Origin of the sequence: Paenibacillus sp. FSL R7-0204, assembly GCF_038002225.1 — a bacterium.
In the GTDB taxonomy this organism is placed as follows: Bacteria; Bacillota; Bacilli; order Paenibacillales; family Paenibacillaceae; genus Paenibacillus_AQ.
Genome location: NZ_JBBOCA010000001.1, coordinates 4,568,939 through 4,587,638, shown reverse-complemented (window position 1 = coordinate 4,587,638; position 18,700 = coordinate 4,568,939). Strand labels below are relative to the sequence as shown.

Here is an 18,700-nt window from a genome sequence, read left to right as displayed (position 1 = left end):
GACCCTAGGTAGAATGCAGGTGCACTCAACTTTTTGCGGAAAGGGCTTGATGGCCATGATGAACTTACCACGTGTCCGCATGGGATTTCTAGCACTGCTGATGCTCTCCAGCCTTGCATTCAGCGGGTGCACGGTGATGAAGGACAGGCCGGCTGCGGAGGATTTGAATCTGGTAATGGCGGGGATGGATGGCACTGACGGAGTGTCCTTCGAAGGAGGAGCTGCTCTGCTGATCGACGGGAAGACGGTCCCGGAATCTTCGCTCTACTATGGGGGGAAGATTGTGGATCACAACCAGATCAGCCTCTATTCGCTCCTGCCGGACGGCGGGCAACCTGCTCCAGCAGCGGAGTCCGGACTGCATTCTCTGAAGCAGGGCTCGGGTGATGCGCCAGTCTACTATACGCGGATGGTGAAGGAAGACGGGAAATGGACGATGAAGCAGGCCTCTCCGGCCCTTAGCGGCAGCAATCCGCTGGAGGAGCTGAATCCGCTGCGCCAGATGGAGGCGCTGGAGAAGATGGGCAAGAAGGTGACGGAGGAAGCGGGCAGCGCCAGAGGGACCCGGGTCCTGAGGATTGAATTAACGGCAGCGGAGGCGCGCAGACAGCTCTCGGCAGAGCTTGCGCAGAAGATGCAGGCGATCAAGCCGGCTGCCAGAATAGACGCTGCTACGCACGCTGACACTCACGCTAAGGCACTTGCGGCTAAGAGCGCACTATGGGAACAGAAGCGGACAGAGCTCCAGCAGAGGCTGAACCAGGCGGATATCCGCACAGTATATTATCTTAAGGTCGACTTGAAGCGGAATCTGCCCACCCGGCTGACCTGGAACCGCACCCTAACCTATCCCGGCAAGGCCGGAGGGATCACGGAAGAAGCCTATATTACGCAGGTGGATTTTTACGGTTATGAGTGAGCGGTTTCCTTCCCGCAGATGGCTTGCGCTCTAGAACAGGCATGCTACAATATAACGGTATGTTTATTTTCAGCAAGAGGAAGGAAGAGAGACAGATGAATGATCCCCGGATTCAAAAGCTTGCGGCGAACCTTGTAGGTTACTCCGTAAACGTACAGCCCGGCGAGAATGTGCTCGTCGAAATGATCGGCAGTGAACGAGATTTGATCAAAGCCGTTGTGGAGGAAGTGGGGAAGGCCGGAGGCCATGCATTTGTGCAGCTGACTGACCGCACTGTTCTGCGCAGTATGCTCAAATATGCAACACCTGAAGGAATTAAGACCTGGGCGGAGATTGACCTGAACCGAATGAAACAGATGGACTGCTATATCGGCATCCGTGCCGGTGAGAATGTCAATGATCTGTCCGATGTGCCGGAAGAGAACATGAAGCTATACAACTCCCTGTATTCCCACCCGGTACATAGCGAGCAGCGCGTCAAGTACACCAAATGGGTAGTACTTCGTTATCCTAACGCCAGTATGGCCCAGCTCGCGAACACGAGTACCGAGGCCTTTGAGGACTTTTACTTCGAAGTCTGCAATCTGGATTATGCCAAAATGGATAAAGCCCAGGATTCGCTGGCTGAGCTTATGCGCAGAACCGACAAGGTGCGTATATCCGGTCCCGGAACAGATCTTACATTCTCCATCAAGGGAATCGGGGCGGAGAAATGCTCCGGCCAGAAAAATATCCCGGACGGAGAAGTGTACAGCGCGCCTGTCCGCGATTCCGTGAATGGAACGATAAGCTATAATGCCGCTTCGATCTATAACGGGGTGACCTTCGAGAATGTGAAGTTCACATTCGAGAACGGCCGGATCGTAGAGGCTGCCAGCAATGATACCGCACGCCTGAATGAAATTCTGGATTCCGACGACGGCGCGCGCCATATTGGTGAGTTCGCCATCGGCTTCAACCCTTATATTCTGCATCCGATGAAGGATATTCTGTTCGATGAGAAAATTGCCGGCAGTCTGCACTTCACACCGGGCCAGGCTTATGATGTGACGGACAACGGCAACCGTTCGTCCATTCACTGGGACCTCGTGCTGATTCAGCGTCCTGATTACGGCGGCGGCGAAATTTACTTCGACGATGTGCTGATCCGTAAGGATGGAATTTTTGTGGTGCCGGAGCTGGAAGGTCTGAATCCGGAGAACCTGAAATAAAATAGTACAAAAGCGGTGATTCCAAAAGCACGTAATGCCTGTTTCCAAGAAACACCTTGCGTGAGTAAGCGGATTCAATGTATCATGGAATTGGTAACAAGTGAACATAAGTTTATAATCAAGTTGCGGAGGGATTCCTATGTCCAACAATGCGGCAATCGTGGATATTGCACAGACAGCAAGCCAATTTAATTCATCTATCGTTCTTCAAGCGGACAACAAGTACATTGATGTTAAGAGCATCCTGGGCTTGTTCACTACTCTGGTATCCAGCCAAAGCTACGAGCTGCATGTACATGGTACAGATGCCGAGGAAGCTAAGAAAGCCATGAGCGAAGTTTTTGCCAAACACAATTTGAATTTTACAGTAGTAGCAGAGTAATTCCAGTTTCTTCTCAGACGTCCGGCCTTGCGGCTGGGCGTCTTTGCTGTGCAGCGGGGTGATTTTGCAGGGACTTCAGCAATAACCCAAACTGAAATCTTGTATTAGGTCCTAATTTCGACTAATATTAAGAATAATAAGCAATCGCTGCTGTAACTTTTGGACATGGGGGGGAAAATGCATGACTTCATCGGATTTGCAGGAACAGCTCAATATCAAAGCAATCAATCTTCTTCAAGAAGATGCCGATAAAATTCAGAAGCTCATTGAAGTACAGATGGAGAATTTGGCAACCCGTTACTGCCCTCTCTATGAGGAAGTGCTGGATACCCAGATGTACGGCTTCTCCAGAGAGGTCGATTTTGCGGTCAGAGCGGGGCTGGTGCCGGAGCTTACAGGCAAGCAGGTGCTGAGCAAGCTGGAACGCAATTTGGCTGTGCTGTATGAGGCACTGAACAAGAAGGCTGAGGAGCGGGAGATGTAAGTCCCGGTCATCAAGTGGAAACGGCTTTGCCGTCCTTGTTAAGGACGGTTCCGTTTAATTCTTATATTTTCAACAAAACGCACATGAAGGACCCGGGGGTCGATCATGTGCGTTTTTTTTAATGGAGCTATAGGACCTCAGAAGGACTTCAGACCAGATAGAACGATACGCCGAGAATCAAGTAGACCGCCAGCAGCAGGAGACCCTCATACCAGTTGGTTGCGCCGTCCTGAATAATGGATTTGGCGATGAACACCGATACGGCAATGGCTACAATCTCAATTGTGGTGAACACAATCGACATGGTGTTGCCCATGAAATAACTGGCGAAGATCAGCACCGGAGCGACGAACAGGGCAATCTGCAGACTGCTGCCTACGGCAATCTCGACTGCGGCTCCGATCTTGTTCTTCATGGCGAGCATAATGGCTGCGCTGTGTTCAGCGGCGTTACCGATAATCGCTACGAGGAATGCACCGACGAACAGCTCGCTGAAGCCGAAGCGCTCGGTGAGCGTCTCCAGCGTTCCGACCAGCCATTCACTGACGAAGGCGACCATCACGGTGGCAAGGACGAGATAGAGGATTGAACGGTTCCGGGACCAGACTGGAGCATGCTCATTCGGCAGCTCTTCCGCCGTATCGTCCGTAACATCTGCCAGATACTTCTTGTGTGTGATCATGGAGAAGACCAGCCAGGCGAGGTAGGCGGCAATCAGCAGGCCGGCGACGACAAGACTAAGTACATTGGTGTCTTTCTCGGTGATGGAATGCGTGTTGAAGAACATGGCCGGGACGAACAAGGCGATGACCGCAACGATCATCAGCGAGCCGTTCAGACCGGCGAGTGTGACATTGAAGTTCTGAACCTTGAACTTCATGCCCCCGGCAAATATACTTAATCCGAGGACGAGCAGCAGGTTACCGATAATGGAGCCGGTCAGACTCGCTTTGACCATGTCAAACAGTCCTTCCTTGACCAGGAAGAAGGCGATGATCAGCTCGGCCGCATTGCCGAAGGTTGCGTTTAGGAACCCTCCAAGCCGCTGCCCGGCGTAGTGAGCTACACTCTCGGTGGCCCGGCCGAGGAAGCCGGCCACGAAGATGACCGAAACGGCGGATAATACGAACTGAAGGGTATGATCCCAATTCGCGTAATGCCCTATGGCGCTGAGGATAAAGCTGATGACCAGCAGCGCCGGTGAGATCCATTTTTTCAAGGTTAAGCACTCTCCAGTCTCTATATGTAGGTTGAATTCATAATCAATATACCCAAATTGTTCCTGGCTGTAAACGGGGGTGAGAGAAAGTCATTTGCTTTTTAGCCTGCTTTGGAATTACAATAATTGATAATGAGAGTAGGGGGGATATGGCATGGCAGAACAGCTTCAACTGGAATTGGGTAATATACGGATATCGAATGACGTTGTCTCAAAAATTGCCGGCCTGGCCGCGCTTGAGACTCCCGGAATTGCAGCCATGTCTGGCGGTTTGTCAGAGGGCTGGGCAAAGCGCCTGAGCGGCAAGAACGTGCAGAAGGGTGTTACTGTCGAAGTGGGCCAACTGGAAGCCGCAGTAGATCTGCGCATCATCGTACTGTACGAAACTCCGATTCATGAAGTGTGCCGCATGCTTCAGCAGAATGTCCGCGAGGCTGTGGAGAGTATGACTGGACTTCACATCGTAGAGGTCAACGTTAAGGTCGAAGGCGTAGCGTTCAAGAACGACGAGATTTCTTAAGCACAATTATATTAGGCATCCATGCAAAAGGCAGTCCGGATATATTCCGGACTGCCTTTCTACTTGGCTCAACCCTCATCTGTATGTAGGTAGCCTCTTAGCGTGCGCGTGTGCCTGCACTTCTGCTGTTGCGCACCTGTCTGACTGTAGTCACAGACTTCACGACTTCCTCCTTGGCCGGCCGGTTGGTTTCCCGTGAGATGCTGAGCATAATCCCCATACAGAGCATGGTGACGAGCAGGGAGGAGCCGCCGTAGCTGATGAAGGGCAGGGTGACCCCGGTCATCGGGATCGTTTTCGTGACACCGCCGATGTTGATGAAGGCCTGAATGGCAATCAGACCCATAATGCCGACGCCGACCAGGGTGCCGAACGGATCTGTACACCGCAGGGAGATCAGGATGCCCCTCCAGATGAAATACAGGTACAGCAGAAGGAACAACGCTGTTCCCACGAAGCCCAGCTCCTCACCGATGACGGAAAATATAAAGTCTGTATACGGATAAGGCAGGTAGTGAAGCTTCTGGATACTTTTACCGAACCCGGAGCCTTGTGTTCCGCCTTCGCCCAGGGCGATCAGGGATTGCATGATCTGATAGCCGTTGCCCGAGGGATCTTTCTCCGGGTCAAGGAAGGCTTCAATCCGGCCCTGACGGTAATCCTGCTTGATCTCAGCCTTCTCGGTGTGCGGAGACAGGGAGTCGATGGCGGTCTTGGCCCCCCAGACGAGCGCTACACCCAGAATCAGCAAGCCGATTGAGCCCATAATGTGCTTCATGCTGGCACCGCCGGCATAGACGATCAGTCCGCTGGTAGCGACAAGAATCATACAGGAGCCGAGATCCGGCTGGAGCATAATCAGTCCGGCTACGATGCCGACAATGATCATGACCGGGATATATCCTGTCCGCAAATCGCGCAGCCGCTCGCCTTTTTTGGTGATCAGGGCAGCCAGATAGAGGATTATGGAGAGTTTGGCCAGCTCGGTAGGCTGAATCCCAAAGGTGCCGATGCTCATCCAGCTCTTTGCGCCGTTAATCCCCTCTGTGGTGGCGACGAACAGCAGCAGGACGAGGGTGATCACGAAGATCGGCGCGTACCATTTCTTGAATTTGCTGTAGTGGATATTCATGACAACGAACATGATGAAGGTACCCAGCACGGCCCAGACAAATTGGCGTTTGACGAAAAAGAATGCGTTATTGCTGAACAGCTTGTTGGCCAGTGTCAGGCTGGAGCTGGAGCTGAATACCATAAGCAGGCCGAAGCCTACGAACAGCAGGGTGAGAATGAGTAACTGGAAATCGGGCGTTCCTCTTTTGGGCGGGCTGGCCTTGGAGGCCGTCTTTCCCTTCGCAGTACTCAAGCTTCCAGCAGCGCTTTCAATTCATGGATATGCTTCCGGGCTACCTCAAGCACCGGCTGAGGCACCGGAGATTCGTATTCCAGTCCGTGGGGGAATGTGGCCTTGCCCAGATAGACGGCTTCAATCGCCAGCACCGCGTCCGCCTTCTCCAGCTTCCCCTCCACAGCACGGGTATTGATGCGCAGGAAGTATTCTCCGCCGTCCTTGCGGTCTTCTATCTTGCAGTCATAAGTCGCGCGGTAGTATTCCCATTGCCATCTGATGAATCCTGCCTTGGATGCACTTTCGTCGAGATAAAGAAGGTCGCTCTTTAATCCTTCGAGACCCGTGTTCTCAAATATCATAGCGCACAACTCCCCTTAATGAAGTATAATGATTCATTTGTAATTAAAATTTGTTATTGTTCTTCCTCATGATAGTCTGTTTCCCGGGGTTGTGCAAGGTAGAACGGGCTGATCGATACCCACTTTTTTGTGTTTCTGCTACAATAAAAGAAAGTTGGCAGGCTGCGGAGCGGGCAGAGCTTACGGGCTTGTCCTGATGGTTAATCCGCAGGATGCTGCCAGAGAAGGGAATGGAGAGTTATGGAGAGGTTAGAGATCGAGGAGCTGTTCCCGGAAATGGTCAAATGGCGCCGCCATCTGCACCGTCATCCGGAGCTGTCCTATCAGGAGAAGGAGACCTCCGCTTATGTTGAAGCAAGGCTCACGGAGCTGGGGATTGAGGTCCTGCGGAGTGCAGCAGGCTACGGATTGACAGGTATACTAAAGGGCCGGGAGCCCGGGAAAACGGTAGTCCTGCGTGCCGATATGGACGCGCTGAATATTACGGAGGAGAGCGGCCGGGAATATGCTTCACAGCATCCCGGTGTCATGCATGCCTGCGGACATGACGGGCATACTGCCATGCTGCTGGCTGCGGCAGCGTATTACAGCTCCCGTAGGGAAGAGCTGAAGGGGGAGATCCGCTTTCTCTTCCAGCCGGCGGAAGAGGTCTGTCCCGGCGGTGCAGTGGGCATGATTGCGGAAGGCGTGCTTGCGGGTGCGGATGCCGTCTACGGGCTGCATCTGTGGACGCCGTTCCCGCTAGGGACGGTAGGCAGTGCGCCGGGGCCGCTGATGGCTTCGGCCGATGAGTTCTTCATTGATCTGACCGGCCGGGGCGGACACGGCGGCATGCCCCACCGCACAGCAGACAGTATTGTGGCAGGTGCGGCACTGGTCACCGGGCTGCAGACGATTGTCAGCCGCAACGTTGATCCGCTGCGTCCGGCCGTAGTCAGCGTGGGAACGATTCAAGGCGGCTCGGCCCAGAATATCATCGCCGAGCGCTGCCGGATTACGGGGACAGTGCGGGCATTCGATGAAGAGACGCGTCATCTGATCCGCCGCCGCATTGAAGAGATGGCTGCGTCCGTAGCCGCAGCCTATGGTACCGAGGCGAAGGTGGACTATCTGATGGGGTACCCGCCGCTGGTGAATGACGATACGGAGTATGAACGCTTCGCCCGTGTTGCCCCTAAGGCGCTGGGTACAGATGCCGATGTGATGCTGATGGAAAAGATTATGCCGGCGGAGGACTTTTCCTATTATGTTCAGGAGATTCCCGGCTGTTTCATCTTTGTCGGTGCGGGCAATGCGGCCAAGGATGCCGTCTATCCGCATCATCACAGCAAATTTGATTTCGATGAGGATGCCATGCTCAATGGCGCGAAGCTGCTGATCGCTATGGCCGACTCCTGCCTGAATGAGCCATTATCCGTATAAATGTTACCGCTCCAGGAAAAACTACTCTCAAATGCCATGGTAACGTGGACAGGAGGGTTCATTCTGAAGACAGTCAAAGAAGTGATGACCGCGCAGCCGGTGTCGGTTACTCTGCTGGACAATATCTATGAGGTTGCCGTCGCTATGAGAGATAGCGGGACAGGCTTCATTCCTGTGGTAGATCCGGCTGACGGGGCAACGCTGATTGGTGTGATTACGGACCGCGATCTGGTCATCCGCGGGTACGCGGCCAAGCATCCCGGCTCAACCGCCGTGGAGACAGTCATGAGCCGGGAGGTCCTCTCCGTTCAGGAGTCCGCCTCCGTGGAGGAAGCGGCAGAGCTGATGGCATCGGCGCAGATCCGGCGCATTCCGGTGATGCAGGGCAAGAAGCTGACCGGAGTAGTCTCCTTAGGTGATTTGGCAGACAAGAGAATGTTCGCAGATGAGGCTGCTGAGGCGCTCCATGAAATCTCGCAGCGCCAGCAGCTGCATTAATAGAATGACGAATGGCTCATATCCGTTAGGCGGAGGTGGGCTTTTTCGTTGTAGGGAGAGATGCGGGCGCTGGTGAGCCATTAAGTAACATTAACAGCTTGAACCACTATCACACACAAGGAGGGAACAGGATGAGCGGAGCAGGGGCGGGGCCATGTATCATACGGAATGACCGGACGATTCTGCTGGACTGCGGACATCCGGGATTTGAGGAGGCGCGGGCGGTTCTGAGCGGATTTGCTGAGCTTGTCAAAAGTCCTCCAGCCTATCACACTTACCGGCTCACGCCGTTGTCCCTATGGAACGCCGCAGCCGGGGGACAGACAGCGGCAGAGGTCATTGAAGGACTCCGCAGGCTGTCCAGGTGGGGCATTCCTTCCGAAGTGGAGGGGGAGATGGAACTGCTGATGTCCCGTTACGGAAGCTTGCACCTGCATGCGGATGAGAGTGATTCACAGCTTGTTAGGTTAACCGCTGACCGGGTGAGTATGCTGGATGAACTGGATGACTCTCAGGAACTGAAGGAGCTGGGCCTGCGCCGGGCCGGGGAGCTGCATAGCCATTGTCCGAAGATGAACCGGGGCCTGTTGAAGCAGGAGTTGACCAGGCTGGGTTATCCTGTTCTTGATTATGCCGGTTACCGGGACGGGCAGAAGCTGAAGTTAGCCTGGCGGGGATCTTTAGGGGGAAATGGCGAAGAGAGCAGCTCCGAATTCAGGCTACGGGATTATCAACGGGAGGCTGTCCGCCAATTTCAGGGGACCGGAGGACATGGCGGCAGCGGTGTGGTCGTGCTACCCTGCGGGGCAGGCAAGACAGTTGTCGGTCTTGCAGTATTAGAGCAGCTGCAGTGTGAGACGCTGATCCTTACTTCGAGCACGACTTCTGTAGAACAGTGGCGCGGGGAGCTGCTGCTGCGGACCACGCTGAGCGAAGATGAGGTCGGGGAATACACGGGAGAGCACCGGGAGGTACGGCCTGTAACCGTTGCAACCTATCAGATGCTGACCCACAGGCGCTCCAAGGGAGGAGCGTTTGTCCACATGAATCTGTTCCATGAACGGAACTGGGGGCTGATTATCTATGACGAGGTCCATCTGCTTCCGGCACCTGTCTTTCGGGCGACCGCAGATATTCAGGCTACGCGGCGGCTGGGGCTGACAGCAACGCTGGTCCGGGAGGACGGACGGGAGGGGGATGTATTCTCCCTGATCGGCCCGAGATGTTATGACCTGCCCTGGAAGGTGCTGGAGCGGCAGGGGTGGATTGCGGCTGTCGATTGCATCGAGGTCATCGTCCCGATGAACCAGAAGCTGCGGCAGCAGTATATGTATGCCGGGGCGAAGGAGCAGTTCCGGCTGGCGGCGGGCAACCAGGCCAAGGCGCAGGCTGCAGCGCAGATTGCAGCGGCGCATCCCGCAGCGGCGATACTGGTGATCGGCCAGTATCTGGACCAGTTAGAGCAGTTGGCAGAGGCGCTTGCGGCCCCGCTGATCACAGGGAAGACTCCACAGAAGGAACGGAACGCGCTCTACGCTGCGTTCAATGAAGGCAAGCTGCCGGTGCTGATTGTCTCCAAGGTAGCGAACTTTGCCGTGAATCTGCCGGATGCCTCGGTGGCAATTGAGGTATCCGGCGCCTTCGGTTCCCGCCAGGAGGAGGCTCAGCGGTTGGGGCGCATTCTTCGTCCGAAGCCGGGGGATAACCGGGCGTATTTCTACACGCTGGTCACGGGAGACAGCCGGGAGCAGGACTTCGCCCTGCGCCGCCGGATGTTTCTGACTGAGCAAGGCTACGAATACGGGGTCCGGATGCTGGACCCGGCGGAAGGAGCTGTTCTCTGATGGAACTGGAACCGGCAGATGATATTAGCAGACTGTCTTCGGACGCCTGTGAAGTACTGCTGCGGATAGCGGCAGAGCATGCGGCTTCGCCATGTACAGCGGATTCTGTAGAGCGTCTGCGGCCTGAACTCCTGTGCAGGGCCGAGCAGATGCTGGCCCTGAAGGAACTGCTTCACACAGGGATGCTGGAGCTGCGGCAAAAGGTATGGGGCGAGCGGCTGTATCAGATTCCGCAGCAGCAGTATCCCTTGATCCTGAGGAGCTTCTGGGCGGACTGCCCGCAGGAACAGGTGGAGGGGGCAGTCCAGGTTAAGCATGCGGCGTGTTCAGAGCTGGCAGGGGAGATATTTCAAGGCCTGCTGTTCATAGCCCAGGAAGGTCTGCCTCTGACATCTAAGGGAGTGATACATAAGAAGCAGCTTAGCCGGTTAGCCGGAAGGTTGTCCATACCTGAGGAGTATCTGGCCTTGCTTGAGTCCTCCGCAGGTCACCAGAGCTATCCGCTGCCGGTTACATTAATCATTGATCTGCTGAGCGTACTAGGGTTGATTACCCGCGACAACAGCGGGTATGTAGTAGACAGACCAATGCTGCAACGCTGGTTGGCTCTTACCGCACAAGAGATGACGGATACGCTCTATACCTTGATCATCAGCCGTTATGGTGCTCCGCTGCCTGAAGAGCAGCATTTCAGACACTTGCTTTCGGTAACGGAGTTTTGGCCGGACAAGTGGTTTGCAGTAGCGCCTGTTCTAAGCTGGATGAGACAGAATGGTCTTGCCGGGGAGCAGCTTGTACCGGAAACGGCAGGGTCTGACTCAGATTCAGACTCAGAGCTTAAACAGGCAGCACATGCCTGGATTTGCCTTCTGGCCGCCTTTGGCTGGTGTGAGCTGGGATTTTCAGCGGAAGGGGAGGCGTGCTTCCGCTGGAAGGCAGTGAAACCGAAGCTAACGGAATGTAGTCTAGGAACAACCCTGCAGCATCAAGAGGGGGGAGAGGAAGCAGACAGTGTCCCGGAAACAGCTAGTAGCAACCCAACCATGTCCGCCAATAGCCAAGGAATTCTAGACAGCGCCGCCGAAGCCCAAGATACCGTCCTCAGCCCGCAGAGCCCCGTAGCAGCTGAAGCCGCGCGGAGTTCCCTGCCGCAAGCACTGGCTTCTGCATCCCCCGGTTTCATTGTCCAGCCGGATTTTGAGGTGCTGGTTCCGCCGGAGGTCTCTTATACGGTGCGTTGGACCTTGGCCGGGTGTGCGGAGCTAATACATCACGAGGATCTCTGGAGCTTCCGGTTGACCCGGGAGCGGCTGGAGGCGGCAGCGGACCAGGGCTTCGCTCCGGGTGAGGTGATCTCCTGGCTGAACGCCCATGCCGCCGGAGGATTGCCGGAGCAGGCCCTACTGGCGCTCCGGCAGTGGGCCAGAGCGATCGGGCGGACTGAGCTGGCGGAGGTTCTTCTGCTGTCCTGCGCCGGAGAGCAGGAGAGCGAGATAATCGCCGCCCATCCCCGGCTGCAGGATATTGTTACCCGGATCGGCCCGCTCCACTTCATCGTCCGGCCGGAGGCTGCCGGGCAGCTGCGCAAGGAGCTTGCCGCCGCCGGTCTGGCGCCGTCCGTAAGGGCAAGGGAACTGAACGGGCCTGCCCCCTATCCCCAGCTGTTTGAATTGTCCGGGTCAGGGCAGCGTTACGTGCTTCCTGCCGCAGCCGGGGAACGGGGCCTGCTGGGAACGGGACCGTCCCCGAAGCTCCTGCCGCTGGACAGCAGCGGCCCCCCTATGCTGGAGCTGCCGGGTGAGGAGGCCGTGCCGCAGATGTGGTTCAACCAGTGGAGGCAGTATCATGTCACCACAGCGCAAAAGGTAATGGAGCAGGCCCTAAGCTGGGGAATCAAGGTCCGGCTCTCTTACGGGGGCAAGGCGGCGGATTTCATTCCAGAGCGGATCAACGGACGTCCATGGAAGGTGCGGGGCATTCTGCTGCTTCCGGGGACGGAGACGGCAGAGGAGATAGAGCTCGCAGCGGAAGACTGGCAGGAAATTCAGCTGCTGCATCCGCTCAGGTACAGAAATTCTTCTTCTGCTGAGGCGGGCGGATATGTTATGATAAGGTAGTCTATCGCTGCGGTAGAACATTAAATGCAGAAAAGAGTTGAAGTTCATGAGCGTAGCGGAATTAAATACGGTCGATATGGCCGAAGTGCTGACATACGCCTATGAATTAGGCGATATGATTAATCAATCCGCAGAAGTGTCGGATTACCTATACTGGAAGGGACAGGTGGATAACCATCCCGAAATCCAGGCCATGATCAAACGGCTGCAAGGCAAGAAGGAGCTGTTTGACGAGACACAGCGGTTTGGTCATTTTCACCCGAACTATCACTCGGCCAAGGATGAGGTTGAGGCTGTAGAGCGGGAACTGGAGCAGTTCGAAGCGGTGGTCCGGTTCAAGAATGCTGAGAAGACGCTGGATGATATTCTTCATTCCATGTCTGAGGCGATCGCATTCTCGGTCTCGGACAGCATTAAGGTTCCCGGTAACGACCCGTCCCCCAAAGGCGGATGCGGCAGCGGCGGCAAATGTTCCTGCGGATAAGCTGACCCGTAAGGAGATAGAGAAAGAGAGGCGGAGGAGCTTATGTTTGCGGAACGGACAGGTTATATTGTATGGGTTAGCGACGTCAAGGCGGCGCGCAACCTGGAGAAGTACGGCACACTGCACTACGTTTCCCGTAAAATGCACTATGCGGTAATGTACGTCAATGCGGAGCGCGCCGAGGAAGTCATGAAGAATGTCCGCAGACTTTCATATGTGCGCAAGATTGAGCGTTCGTACCGCAATGAACTGAAGACGGAATATACCAGCAACGGACCGGACAAGTCCAAGTACTACGGTCTGTAGTTCAGGGATAAAGGTTATTTAGACAGACGCCGCTGGCGTCTGTTTTTTTAGAAATAGAAGGATAATGTATAGGTTACACGCTATACATTATCCTTCTATTTCTCGCCGAAACGGTACCGTCCTATTAAAGGACGGCAAAGCCGTTTCCACTTGAGGGGGACCAGCAATGAACAAAGAGGAACAGGTCTTAACCGCCTTCCGGGAATTATTCAATAAGATGAACTGGCTGAACAAGTCGAAGATGGAGATTAGTCTTAAGGGCAATAAACCCTCCGAGGTGCACTGTATTGAATACATCGGAACACATGCAGACGCGAACGTGACCAAGCTTGCAGAGGCCTTGTACATGACTAGGGGGGCGATCAGCAAGATTACACGGAAGCTCCTGCACAAGGGGCTTATCGAGAGCTACCAGAAACCGGACAATCAGAAGGAAATCTATTTCAGACTTACTGTTCAAGGGATGGCTGTATATCAGATCCATGACGAATTGCACCGTGAGTTCCGGGAGCGGGACAGACCTGTGTTTGAGCAGGTGACCGACAGCCAGTATGCCGGTATGCTCAGCTTCATGGAGAAGTACAATAGGCACTTGGATGAAGAGATTAAGAAGCAGGAGCTGGAGGACGGCACGGAAGAAGATTGATTCCCCTATATACTTTAGGCATAATAGTTCAGGCAGAGCTACCTTCACCCGGCAGGGTGTTTTTTTATGCTTGATATTTTGTTTCCTCGGAATCAAAAGTGTGTTAGGATGATATTGTTTCTTAGGAAACAAATAATAAACTCTAAGGAGAGAAGATACATGTCCACATTCAGACCTGCTCACCATCAAGATCAATCTTCAGAACCAAAAGTAGATAAACACGCGCTTATATTCGGTCTAATCTCAGTATTTTTATGCGGAATAGGCTTCAGCATCATAGCTCCTGTGGTTCCGTTTCTTGTCCAGCCTTACATTAGCGATCCCGGAAAACAAGCGGTGATGGTTACCCTGCTGACTTCAGCGTATGCGGCCTGCCTGTTCTGCGCGGCGCCTGTGCTGGGTGCGCTGAGTGATAAATACGGACGACGTCCGCTGCTTCTGCTATGCTTGCTGGGTTCTGCTGCCGGTTACTTCATATTTGGCCTTGGAGGGGCTTTATGGGTGCTGTTCGCCGGGCGGATCATTGAAGGGATCACAGGCGGGAGCATCGGTACAATCTTCGCTTATTTTGCAGACATTCTTCCGCCGGAGCAACGGACCAAGTACTTCGGCTGGGTGAGCGCGGTGGTAGGGGCGGGAACTATTATCGGTCCGTCTATGGGCGGGCTGCTGGCAAAGTTCGGGTATTCGGTGCCCATGTATGCTGGCGCAGCCGTAACACTACTGAATGTGGGTTATGGCTTCCTGTTCATGCCGGAGAGTCTTGAGAAAAGTAAGAGACTGAAGGTAATCCCCTTAGTCAGGCTGAATCCCTTCTCGCAGCTTGCGAACCTGCTGTCCATGAAGAACCTTAACAGGCTGTTTGTCTCCGCGTTCCTGCTGTGGATACCGAATGGATCATTCCAGGCTATTTTTTCACAGTTCACGCTGGATAATTTCAGCTGGAAGCCGGTTATCATTGGAGTGATGTTCTCCATCATGGGCTTGCAGGATATCCTGTCCCAAGGATTCATTATGCCGAAGCTTTTGAAAAGATACACTGACAGGCAAATAGCCCTCCTTGGAATGGTCTCGGAAATTGTTGGCTACGTCCTGTTTGCGTTGTCGGCCTTGCTCGCCTTTTATCCTCTTTTTATCGCAGGGATGTTTATCTTCGGCTTCGGCGATTCGGTCTTCGGGCCTTCGTTCAACGGAATGCTGTCCAAATCTGCCGCTGCGGGCGAGCAGGGACGGGTTCAAGGGGGCAGTCAATCGATTCAGGCACTGGCGAGAATGATTGGGCCTCTGGTTGGAGGACAGCTCTACGTGTTACTGGGACCGGCTGCACCGGCATTCATGGGGGTGATCCTCATTGGAGCGGCGATCCCTGTGCTCTATACGATTAACCGGGCGGGAGTATTGTCGAAATAAGTCGTTAATGACAAAAAAATGCGCAGAAGGCAATGCCCCGTCCCGAAGTTTATCCCTGCTTAATAATTCCAATCTATGCTGAAGAGAAGTTATTGAATTCACGAAGACAAGTATACGGGGGATTAGATGAATAAGACAGGGACCCTGTCCCGCAAGCTTGCGGCCCTGCCGCAATATCTTAGGTATATGAGCGGGAGATTCAGGGATGAGGTTCAGGAGCTGGGCAGATTAGCTGTGCTACTTGATATTATGGAGCATGAATTGCTGGATACGTATTTTCAGCCCATTCTGCATTTGCGGACCGGGGAGACACTGGGACATGAGGCGCTGAACCGGCCGCCCGCTTCGCCGCAGTTTCCGAGCACGGAGCATTTTTATGATTTTGCGGGGCGGACGGATCAGATGTTCCGCTTTGAGCAGTATTGCCGGAGAATGTCGCTATCCCGGTACATGGAGCGGCTGCCGGAGGCAGAGGCCGGGAACGGGAAGCTGCTGTTCGTGAATGCGCAGCCCGGTGTGCTGTATGACCCCCGCCACAAGAGCGGAGAGACCCTGGCCTATCTGAAGGAGCTGGGGCTCGCGCCGGAGCGGATCGTCTTCGAGCTGACAGAGCGTCAGGCGGTGCTGGATTATGTCCGGTTTGAAAAGGTGCTGTCCCATTACCGGGAGCAGGGCTTCCGCATTGCAGTGGATGATGCCGGCTCCGGCTACAACAGTCTCAAGACGCTGGTCTATCTGAAGCCGGAATTCATCAAGCTGGACAAGTCCCTGATCAGGGGAATCCATACCAGCCGGGAGCAGCAGGAACTGCTGGGACTGGTCCGGGAATATGCTGACCGTGCCTCTACCCGGGTGATCGCCGAGGGGATTGAGACTGCGCCCGAGCTGCATTTTTTACAGATGGCGGGTGTGGAATATGGTCAGGGCTACGCGCTCGGAAGACCGGCTCATCGGCCTGAGCGTGGAGCGCTTTCGTCTCCGGTGCTCCAGTATCCAGTCAAGGGAGGGTGTAAGCATGTTTCTGCAGATCGGTGAAATCGCTGAACAAATCCCGGACATTTCGATTCATCACAAATGCGGGTTTGTGGACCAGATTTTCAAAAGCAATCCCCAGCTCCAAGGCGTAGCCGTAACGGAAAACGGGCGGACTGCCGGATTAATTATGAGGATCAGCTTTTATCAGAAAATAGGTACGCTGTACGGGTATACGCTCTATATGGGCAGACCTGTGGAACTGGTGATGGACAAAAATCCGCTGGTGGTAGACTATAACACGCCGATTATTGAGGTAAGCAGGCAGGCGATGTCGAGGCAGGAAGAGAATCTGTACGACTATGTGATCGTGACTCATGAGAAGGCCCTGTTCGGAGCGGTTAGCGTACGGGATCTGCTGCTTAACTTCGCGGAGATTCAGGCGGTGGCCGCCAGCTTCCTGAATCCGTTAACAGGGCTCCCGGGGAATATCAGCATTACTGAGTGGATGGTGAAGACGCTGCTGCAGGATGAATTCAGTGTACTCTACATCGATCTTGACCATTTCAAGGCGTACAACGACACCTACGGTTTCAAGGAAGGCGACCGTATGATTCAGTCCACTGCGGAGCTGCTGAAGCATGAGGCGCTGCGGATGAACGGATTCCTGGGGCACATCGGCGGGGATGATTTTATTATTTTTATCAGCGATTATCACTACGAGGAATGCTGCAGAAGCATCATCGCGGCGTTCGATACGGCGGTTAAGGATTTCTATCATGCCGGACATCTGGCCCAGAAATATGTGCTGACCGAGAGCCGTTCGGGACAACTGGAGGAGATCCCGCTGGTCTCGATCTCGATTGCCGTGGTTACGAACCGCAGCCGCCGGTTTGCTTCCATTGAGGAGCTGTCTGTAGAGGCGGCCCGCTTCAAAAAAAGCTGCAAAATGATCAGAGGCAGCAGCTATGTCGATGACAGCGATATCAGTATGCACCGGACGGGCAGCTGAGGTTTCGCCATGTAACTCTCCCGGGGATGGCGGTATGCTTGAACAACGGTCGTCAATGCGGTAAGATTGACAACAATAAGAGCATGCCAAGACCCTTTTTACGTGGAGTGTGATGACTATGCAGGGCAAGGGGATGGACTGGTGGGGGGTGCACGAACCCTTCCATATCATGCTGAATAACTACGGGATTGCCGACATCGTGCTGACCCGGCATGCCAAGAGCCGTTATGCGGACTGGGTAGCTGCTGAGGACAGCGGAAATGTGGAGGTGACCGCCTGGATCTGGCAGGCCCTGAAGCAGAACCGGCTGAGGCCTTACTCGAACAGTGATTATAATGCCTATCTGATCGATAATGATACGGTGATCGTGGTTGATTTCAGGCAGCTTGAGGGCGTCACGGCCCTCTCCGGAGAGCCGCTGTATGTCATGGTAATCGTATCTTTTCTGGGCAAAATATCGGTGACTCCGCAGCTCCGGGATCTCAAGCGATACTATTCCTGGCTGCGACATTCCCGGCGCATGAAGCTGTCCAAGAAACGCCGCAGGCGCAAGTAAGGTACTTTGAACGAGGGAGGCATGCGGCTTAGGGCTGCGTGCCTTTTTGCTCTACAACTGTAATTAGCGAAGGAGCCAGTAACGTATGAATTTTCATCAGCTTCATATTTTCTATACCGTGTCTGAACGGGGAAGCTTCTCGGCGGCGGCACAGACTCTGCATATGACCCAGCCTGCGGTGACGATGCAGATTCAGGCGCTGGAGGACTATTTCGGAACCAAGCTGTTCGACCGCTCCACCAAAAAAATCATACTCACCGAGGCTGGCCTGACACTGATGCCGTTCGCGGTGCGCAGCATGCAGCTGATGCGGGAGACGGATCAGGCGATGTCAGCCTTCACCCAAATGCTGGAGGGCCGCTTGATGCTCGGAGCCAGCCTGACCATCGGCGAATATGTGCTTCCCCGCCTGCTGGGGCCCTTCGGCAAGGAATATCCGAATATCTCGATTATGATGAAGGTGATGAACACTTCACAGATTATGGATGAGATTCATAAGCATCAGCTCAATTTCGGGCTGATTGAAGCACCGGTCTCCCATCCGGACATGGTAATTGAACCGGTAATGGGCGATGAGCTGAAGCTGATCGTGCCCCATGAGCATCCGCTGGCGGGTCAGTCGGAAGTGACGCTGGCGCAGGCACTCGCCTATCCGTTCGTGCTGCGTGAGCGCGGCTCGGGCACACGGCGGGTGATGGAGGAGCAGTTTGAGGCTAACGGACTTGATCCTGCGGCGATGCAGATTGTGATGGAGCTGGGCAGTACCGGGGCGGTGAAGTCGGCGGTAGAGGCGGGGCTGGGGATTACGATCATCTCGACCTCCTCGGTCAAGCATGAAGTGGCGCTCGGCCTGCTGAAAATTGTCAACCTGACGGATGCCTCTTTCAAGCGGCAATTCTATGCCATTCATCTGAAATCGACCTTGCTGCCGATCTCGGCGGTAACCTTCCTGAGCTTCCTGCGCCAGCATGCCGGCGGACAGTAACAG

The 18,700-nt window shown here is 54.5% G+C and carries 20 protein-coding genes; 17 read left to right on the top strand and 3 right to left on the bottom strand.

The genetic code is table 11. The features are described 5' to 3' along the window. Positions 1–55 precede the first annotated feature (55 nt). The 4 genes from MKX42_RS20310 to MKX42_RS20295 all read left to right on the top strand — a co-directional run bounded on the left by MKX42_RS20310 (position 56) and on the right by MKX42_RS20295 (position 2,996). On the top strand, positions 56–919 hold the full coding sequence (locus MKX42_RS20310) for a hypothetical protein (RefSeq protein ID WP_340754082.1): 864 nt from the start codon (positions 56–58) through the stop codon (positions 917–919). A 95-nt stretch (positions 920–1,014) separates the two neighbouring features. Then, positions 1,015–2,130 carry an aminopeptidase gene (locus tag MKX42_RS20305; RefSeq protein ID WP_340754081.1) on the top strand — a complete coding sequence of 372 codons (1,116 nt, stop codon included), beginning with the start codon at positions 1,015–1,017 and terminating at the stop codon, positions 2,128–2,130. 139 nt (positions 2,131–2,269) lie between these two features. Next, the gene (locus MKX42_RS20300; protein ID WP_036695008.1) at positions 2,270–2,512 is read left to right on the top strand and encodes an HPr family phosphocarrier protein; all 243 of its coding nucleotides are present in this window, start codon (positions 2,270–2,272) and stop codon (positions 2,510–2,512) included. 181 nt (positions 2,513–2,693) lie between these two features. Then, positions 2,694–2,996, top strand: a complete 303-nt coding sequence (locus tag MKX42_RS20295; RefSeq protein WP_036695007.1) for a YlaN family protein — start codon at positions 2,694–2,696, stop codon at positions 2,994–2,996. A 148-nt stretch (positions 2,997–3,144) separates the two neighbouring features. Here the strand turns inward: MKX42_RS20295 and cax are convergent, their stop codons facing one another. After that, positions 3,145–4,215 (bottom strand): calcium/proton exchanger, encoded by a 1,071-nt coding sequence (cax, locus tag MKX42_RS20290; RefSeq protein WP_340754080.1) that lies wholly within the window; start codon positions 4,213–4,215, stop codon positions 3,145–3,147. A gap of 154 nt (positions 4,216–4,369) precedes the next feature. Between cax and MKX42_RS20285 the strand changes: the two genes are divergently transcribed. Next, positions 4,370–4,735 (top strand): Asp23/Gls24 family envelope stress response protein, encoded by a 366-nt coding sequence (locus MKX42_RS20285; protein WP_036695005.1) that lies wholly within the window; start codon positions 4,370–4,372, stop codon positions 4,733–4,735. 97 nt (positions 4,736–4,832) lie between these two features. On the opposite strand, the gene ftsW is transcribed toward MKX42_RS20285, so the two are convergent. Both ftsW and MKX42_RS20275 read right to left on the bottom strand, forming a co-directional pair. Then, positions 4,833–6,101, bottom strand: a complete 1,269-nt coding sequence (gene ftsW, locus MKX42_RS20280) for a putative lipid II flippase FtsW (RefSeq protein WP_340754079.1) — start codon at positions 6,099–6,101, stop codon at positions 4,833–4,835. After that, entirely contained in the window at positions 6,098–6,445 is a 348-nt protein-coding gene (locus MKX42_RS20275) for a YugN family protein (protein ID WP_340754078.1), read from the bottom strand. The genes ftsW and MKX42_RS20275 overlap by 4 nt, the downstream gene beginning before the upstream one ends. 240 nt (positions 6,446–6,685) lie before the next feature. On the opposite strand from MKX42_RS20275, the gene MKX42_RS20270 reads away from it, so the two are divergent. The 12 genes from MKX42_RS20270 (at position 6,686) to MKX42_RS20215 (ending at position 18,697) form a co-directional block, all read left to right on the top strand. Beyond that, the gene (locus MKX42_RS20270; protein WP_340754077.1) at positions 6,686–7,867 is read left to right on the top strand and encodes an amidohydrolase; all 1,182 of its coding nucleotides are present in this window, start codon (positions 6,686–6,688) and stop codon (positions 7,865–7,867) included. Between the two features lie 63 nt (positions 7,868–7,930). Beyond that, positions 7,931–8,365: a CBS domain-containing protein gene (locus MKX42_RS20265; RefSeq protein WP_340757748.1), complete on the top strand. Its 435-nt coding sequence runs from the start codon at positions 7,931–7,933 to the stop codon at positions 8,363–8,365. A 131-nt stretch (positions 8,366–8,496) separates the two neighbouring features. Further along, positions 8,497–10,209 (top strand): DNA repair helicase XPB, encoded by a 1,713-nt coding sequence (locus MKX42_RS20260; protein WP_340754076.1) that lies wholly within the window; start codon positions 8,497–8,499, stop codon positions 10,207–10,209. Then, entirely contained in the window at positions 10,209–12,326 is a 2,118-nt protein-coding gene (locus MKX42_RS20255; RefSeq protein WP_340754075.1) for a helicase-associated domain-containing protein, read from the top strand. The genes MKX42_RS20260 and MKX42_RS20255 overlap by 1 nt, the downstream gene beginning before the upstream one ends. 46 nt (positions 12,327–12,372) lie before the next feature. After that, entirely contained in the window at positions 12,373–12,810 is a 438-nt protein-coding gene (locus MKX42_RS20250; protein ID WP_340754074.1) for a YlbF family regulator, read from the top strand. 42 nt (positions 12,811–12,852) lie between these two features. Further along, positions 12,853–13,116, top strand: a complete 264-nt coding sequence (locus MKX42_RS20245; RefSeq protein WP_036694997.1) for a YlbG family protein — start codon at positions 12,853–12,855, stop codon at positions 13,114–13,116. Positions 13,117–13,282: 166 nt separating this feature from the next. Continuing rightward, positions 13,283–13,762: a MarR family transcriptional regulator gene (locus tag MKX42_RS20240; RefSeq protein ID WP_340754073.1), complete on the top strand. Its 480-nt coding sequence runs from the start codon at positions 13,283–13,285 to the stop codon at positions 13,760–13,762. A 159-nt stretch (positions 13,763–13,921) separates the two neighbouring features. Beyond that, a complete protein-coding gene (locus MKX42_RS20235) occupies positions 13,922–15,172 on the top strand; it encodes an MFS transporter (RefSeq protein WP_340754072.1) in 1,251 nt (416 codons plus the stop codon). A gap of 126 nt (positions 15,173–15,298) precedes the next feature. Next, on the top strand, positions 15,299–16,207 hold the full coding sequence (locus tag MKX42_RS20230) for an EAL domain-containing protein (RefSeq protein ID WP_340754071.1): 909 nt from the start codon (positions 15,299–15,301) through the stop codon (positions 16,205–16,207). Continuing rightward, positions 16,188–17,156 (top strand): GGDEF domain-containing protein, encoded by a 969-nt coding sequence (locus MKX42_RS20225; RefSeq protein WP_340754070.1) that lies wholly within the window; start codon positions 16,188–16,190, stop codon positions 17,154–17,156. Before MKX42_RS20230 ends, MKX42_RS20225 begins: the two co-directional genes overlap by 20 nt. A gap of 118 nt (positions 17,157–17,274) precedes the next feature. Beyond that, entirely contained in the window at positions 17,275–17,712 is a 438-nt protein-coding gene (locus MKX42_RS20220) for a hypothetical protein (protein WP_340754069.1), read from the top strand. Positions 17,713–17,797: 85 nt separating this feature from the next. Beyond that, on the top strand, positions 17,798–18,697 hold the full coding sequence (locus MKX42_RS20215; protein WP_340754068.1) for a selenium metabolism-associated LysR family transcriptional regulator: 900 nt from the start codon (positions 17,798–17,800) through the stop codon (positions 18,695–18,697). Positions 18,698–18,700: the final 3 nt, after the last annotated feature.

Excerpts from the sequence above, each read along its gene's own strand:
- MKX42_RS20310 (WP_340754082.1), top strand. The coding sequence starts at position 56 with ATGATGAACTTACCACGTGTCCGCATGGGATTTCTAGCACTGCTGATG.
- MKX42_RS20305 (WP_340754081.1), top strand. The coding sequence starts at position 1,015 with ATGAATGATCCCCGGATTCAAAAGCTTGCGGCGAACCTTGTAGGTTAC.
- MKX42_RS20300 (WP_036695008.1), top strand. The coding sequence starts at position 2,270 with ATGTCCAACAATGCGGCAATCGTGGATATTGCACAGACAGCAAGCCAA.
- MKX42_RS20295 (WP_036695007.1), top strand. The coding sequence starts at position 2,694 with ATGACTTCATCGGATTTGCAGGAACAGCTCAATATCAAAGCAATCAAT.
- MKX42_RS20285 (WP_036695005.1), top strand. The coding sequence starts at position 4,370 with ATGGCAGAACAGCTTCAACTGGAATTGGGTAATATACGGATATCGAAT.
- MKX42_RS20275 (WP_340754078.1), bottom strand. The coding sequence starts at position 6,445 with ATGATATTTGAGAACACGGGTCTCGAAGGATTAAAGAGCGACCTTCTT.
- MKX42_RS20270 (WP_340754077.1), top strand. The coding sequence starts at position 6,686 with ATGGAGAGGTTAGAGATCGAGGAGCTGTTCCCGGAAATGGTCAAATGG.
- MKX42_RS20260 (WP_340754076.1), top strand. The coding sequence starts at position 8,497 with ATGAGCGGAGCAGGGGCGGGGCCATGTATCATACGGAATGACCGGACG.
- MKX42_RS20255 (WP_340754075.1), top strand. The coding sequence starts at position 10,209 with ATGGAACTGGAACCGGCAGATGATATTAGCAGACTGTCTTCGGACGCC.
- MKX42_RS20250 (WP_340754074.1), top strand. The coding sequence starts at position 12,373 with ATGAGCGTAGCGGAATTAAATACGGTCGATATGGCCGAAGTGCTGACA.
- MKX42_RS20245 (WP_036694997.1), top strand. The coding sequence starts at position 12,853 with ATGTTTGCGGAACGGACAGGTTATATTGTATGGGTTAGCGACGTCAAG.
- MKX42_RS20240 (WP_340754073.1), top strand. The coding sequence starts at position 13,283 with ATGAACAAAGAGGAACAGGTCTTAACCGCCTTCCGGGAATTATTCAAT.
- MKX42_RS20235 (WP_340754072.1), top strand. The coding sequence starts at position 13,922 with ATGTCCACATTCAGACCTGCTCACCATCAAGATCAATCTTCAGAACCA.
- MKX42_RS20230 (WP_340754071.1), top strand. The coding sequence starts at position 15,299 with ATGAATAAGACAGGGACCCTGTCCCGCAAGCTTGCGGCCCTGCCGCAA.
- MKX42_RS20225 (WP_340754070.1), top strand. The coding sequence starts at position 16,188 with ATGTTTCTGCAGATCGGTGAAATCGCTGAACAAATCCCGGACATTTCG.
- MKX42_RS20220 (WP_340754069.1), top strand. The coding sequence starts at position 17,275 with ATGCAGGGCAAGGGGATGGACTGGTGGGGGGTGCACGAACCCTTCCAT.
- MKX42_RS20215 (WP_340754068.1), top strand. The coding sequence starts at position 17,798 with ATGAATTTTCATCAGCTTCATATTTTCTATACCGTGTCTGAACGGGGA.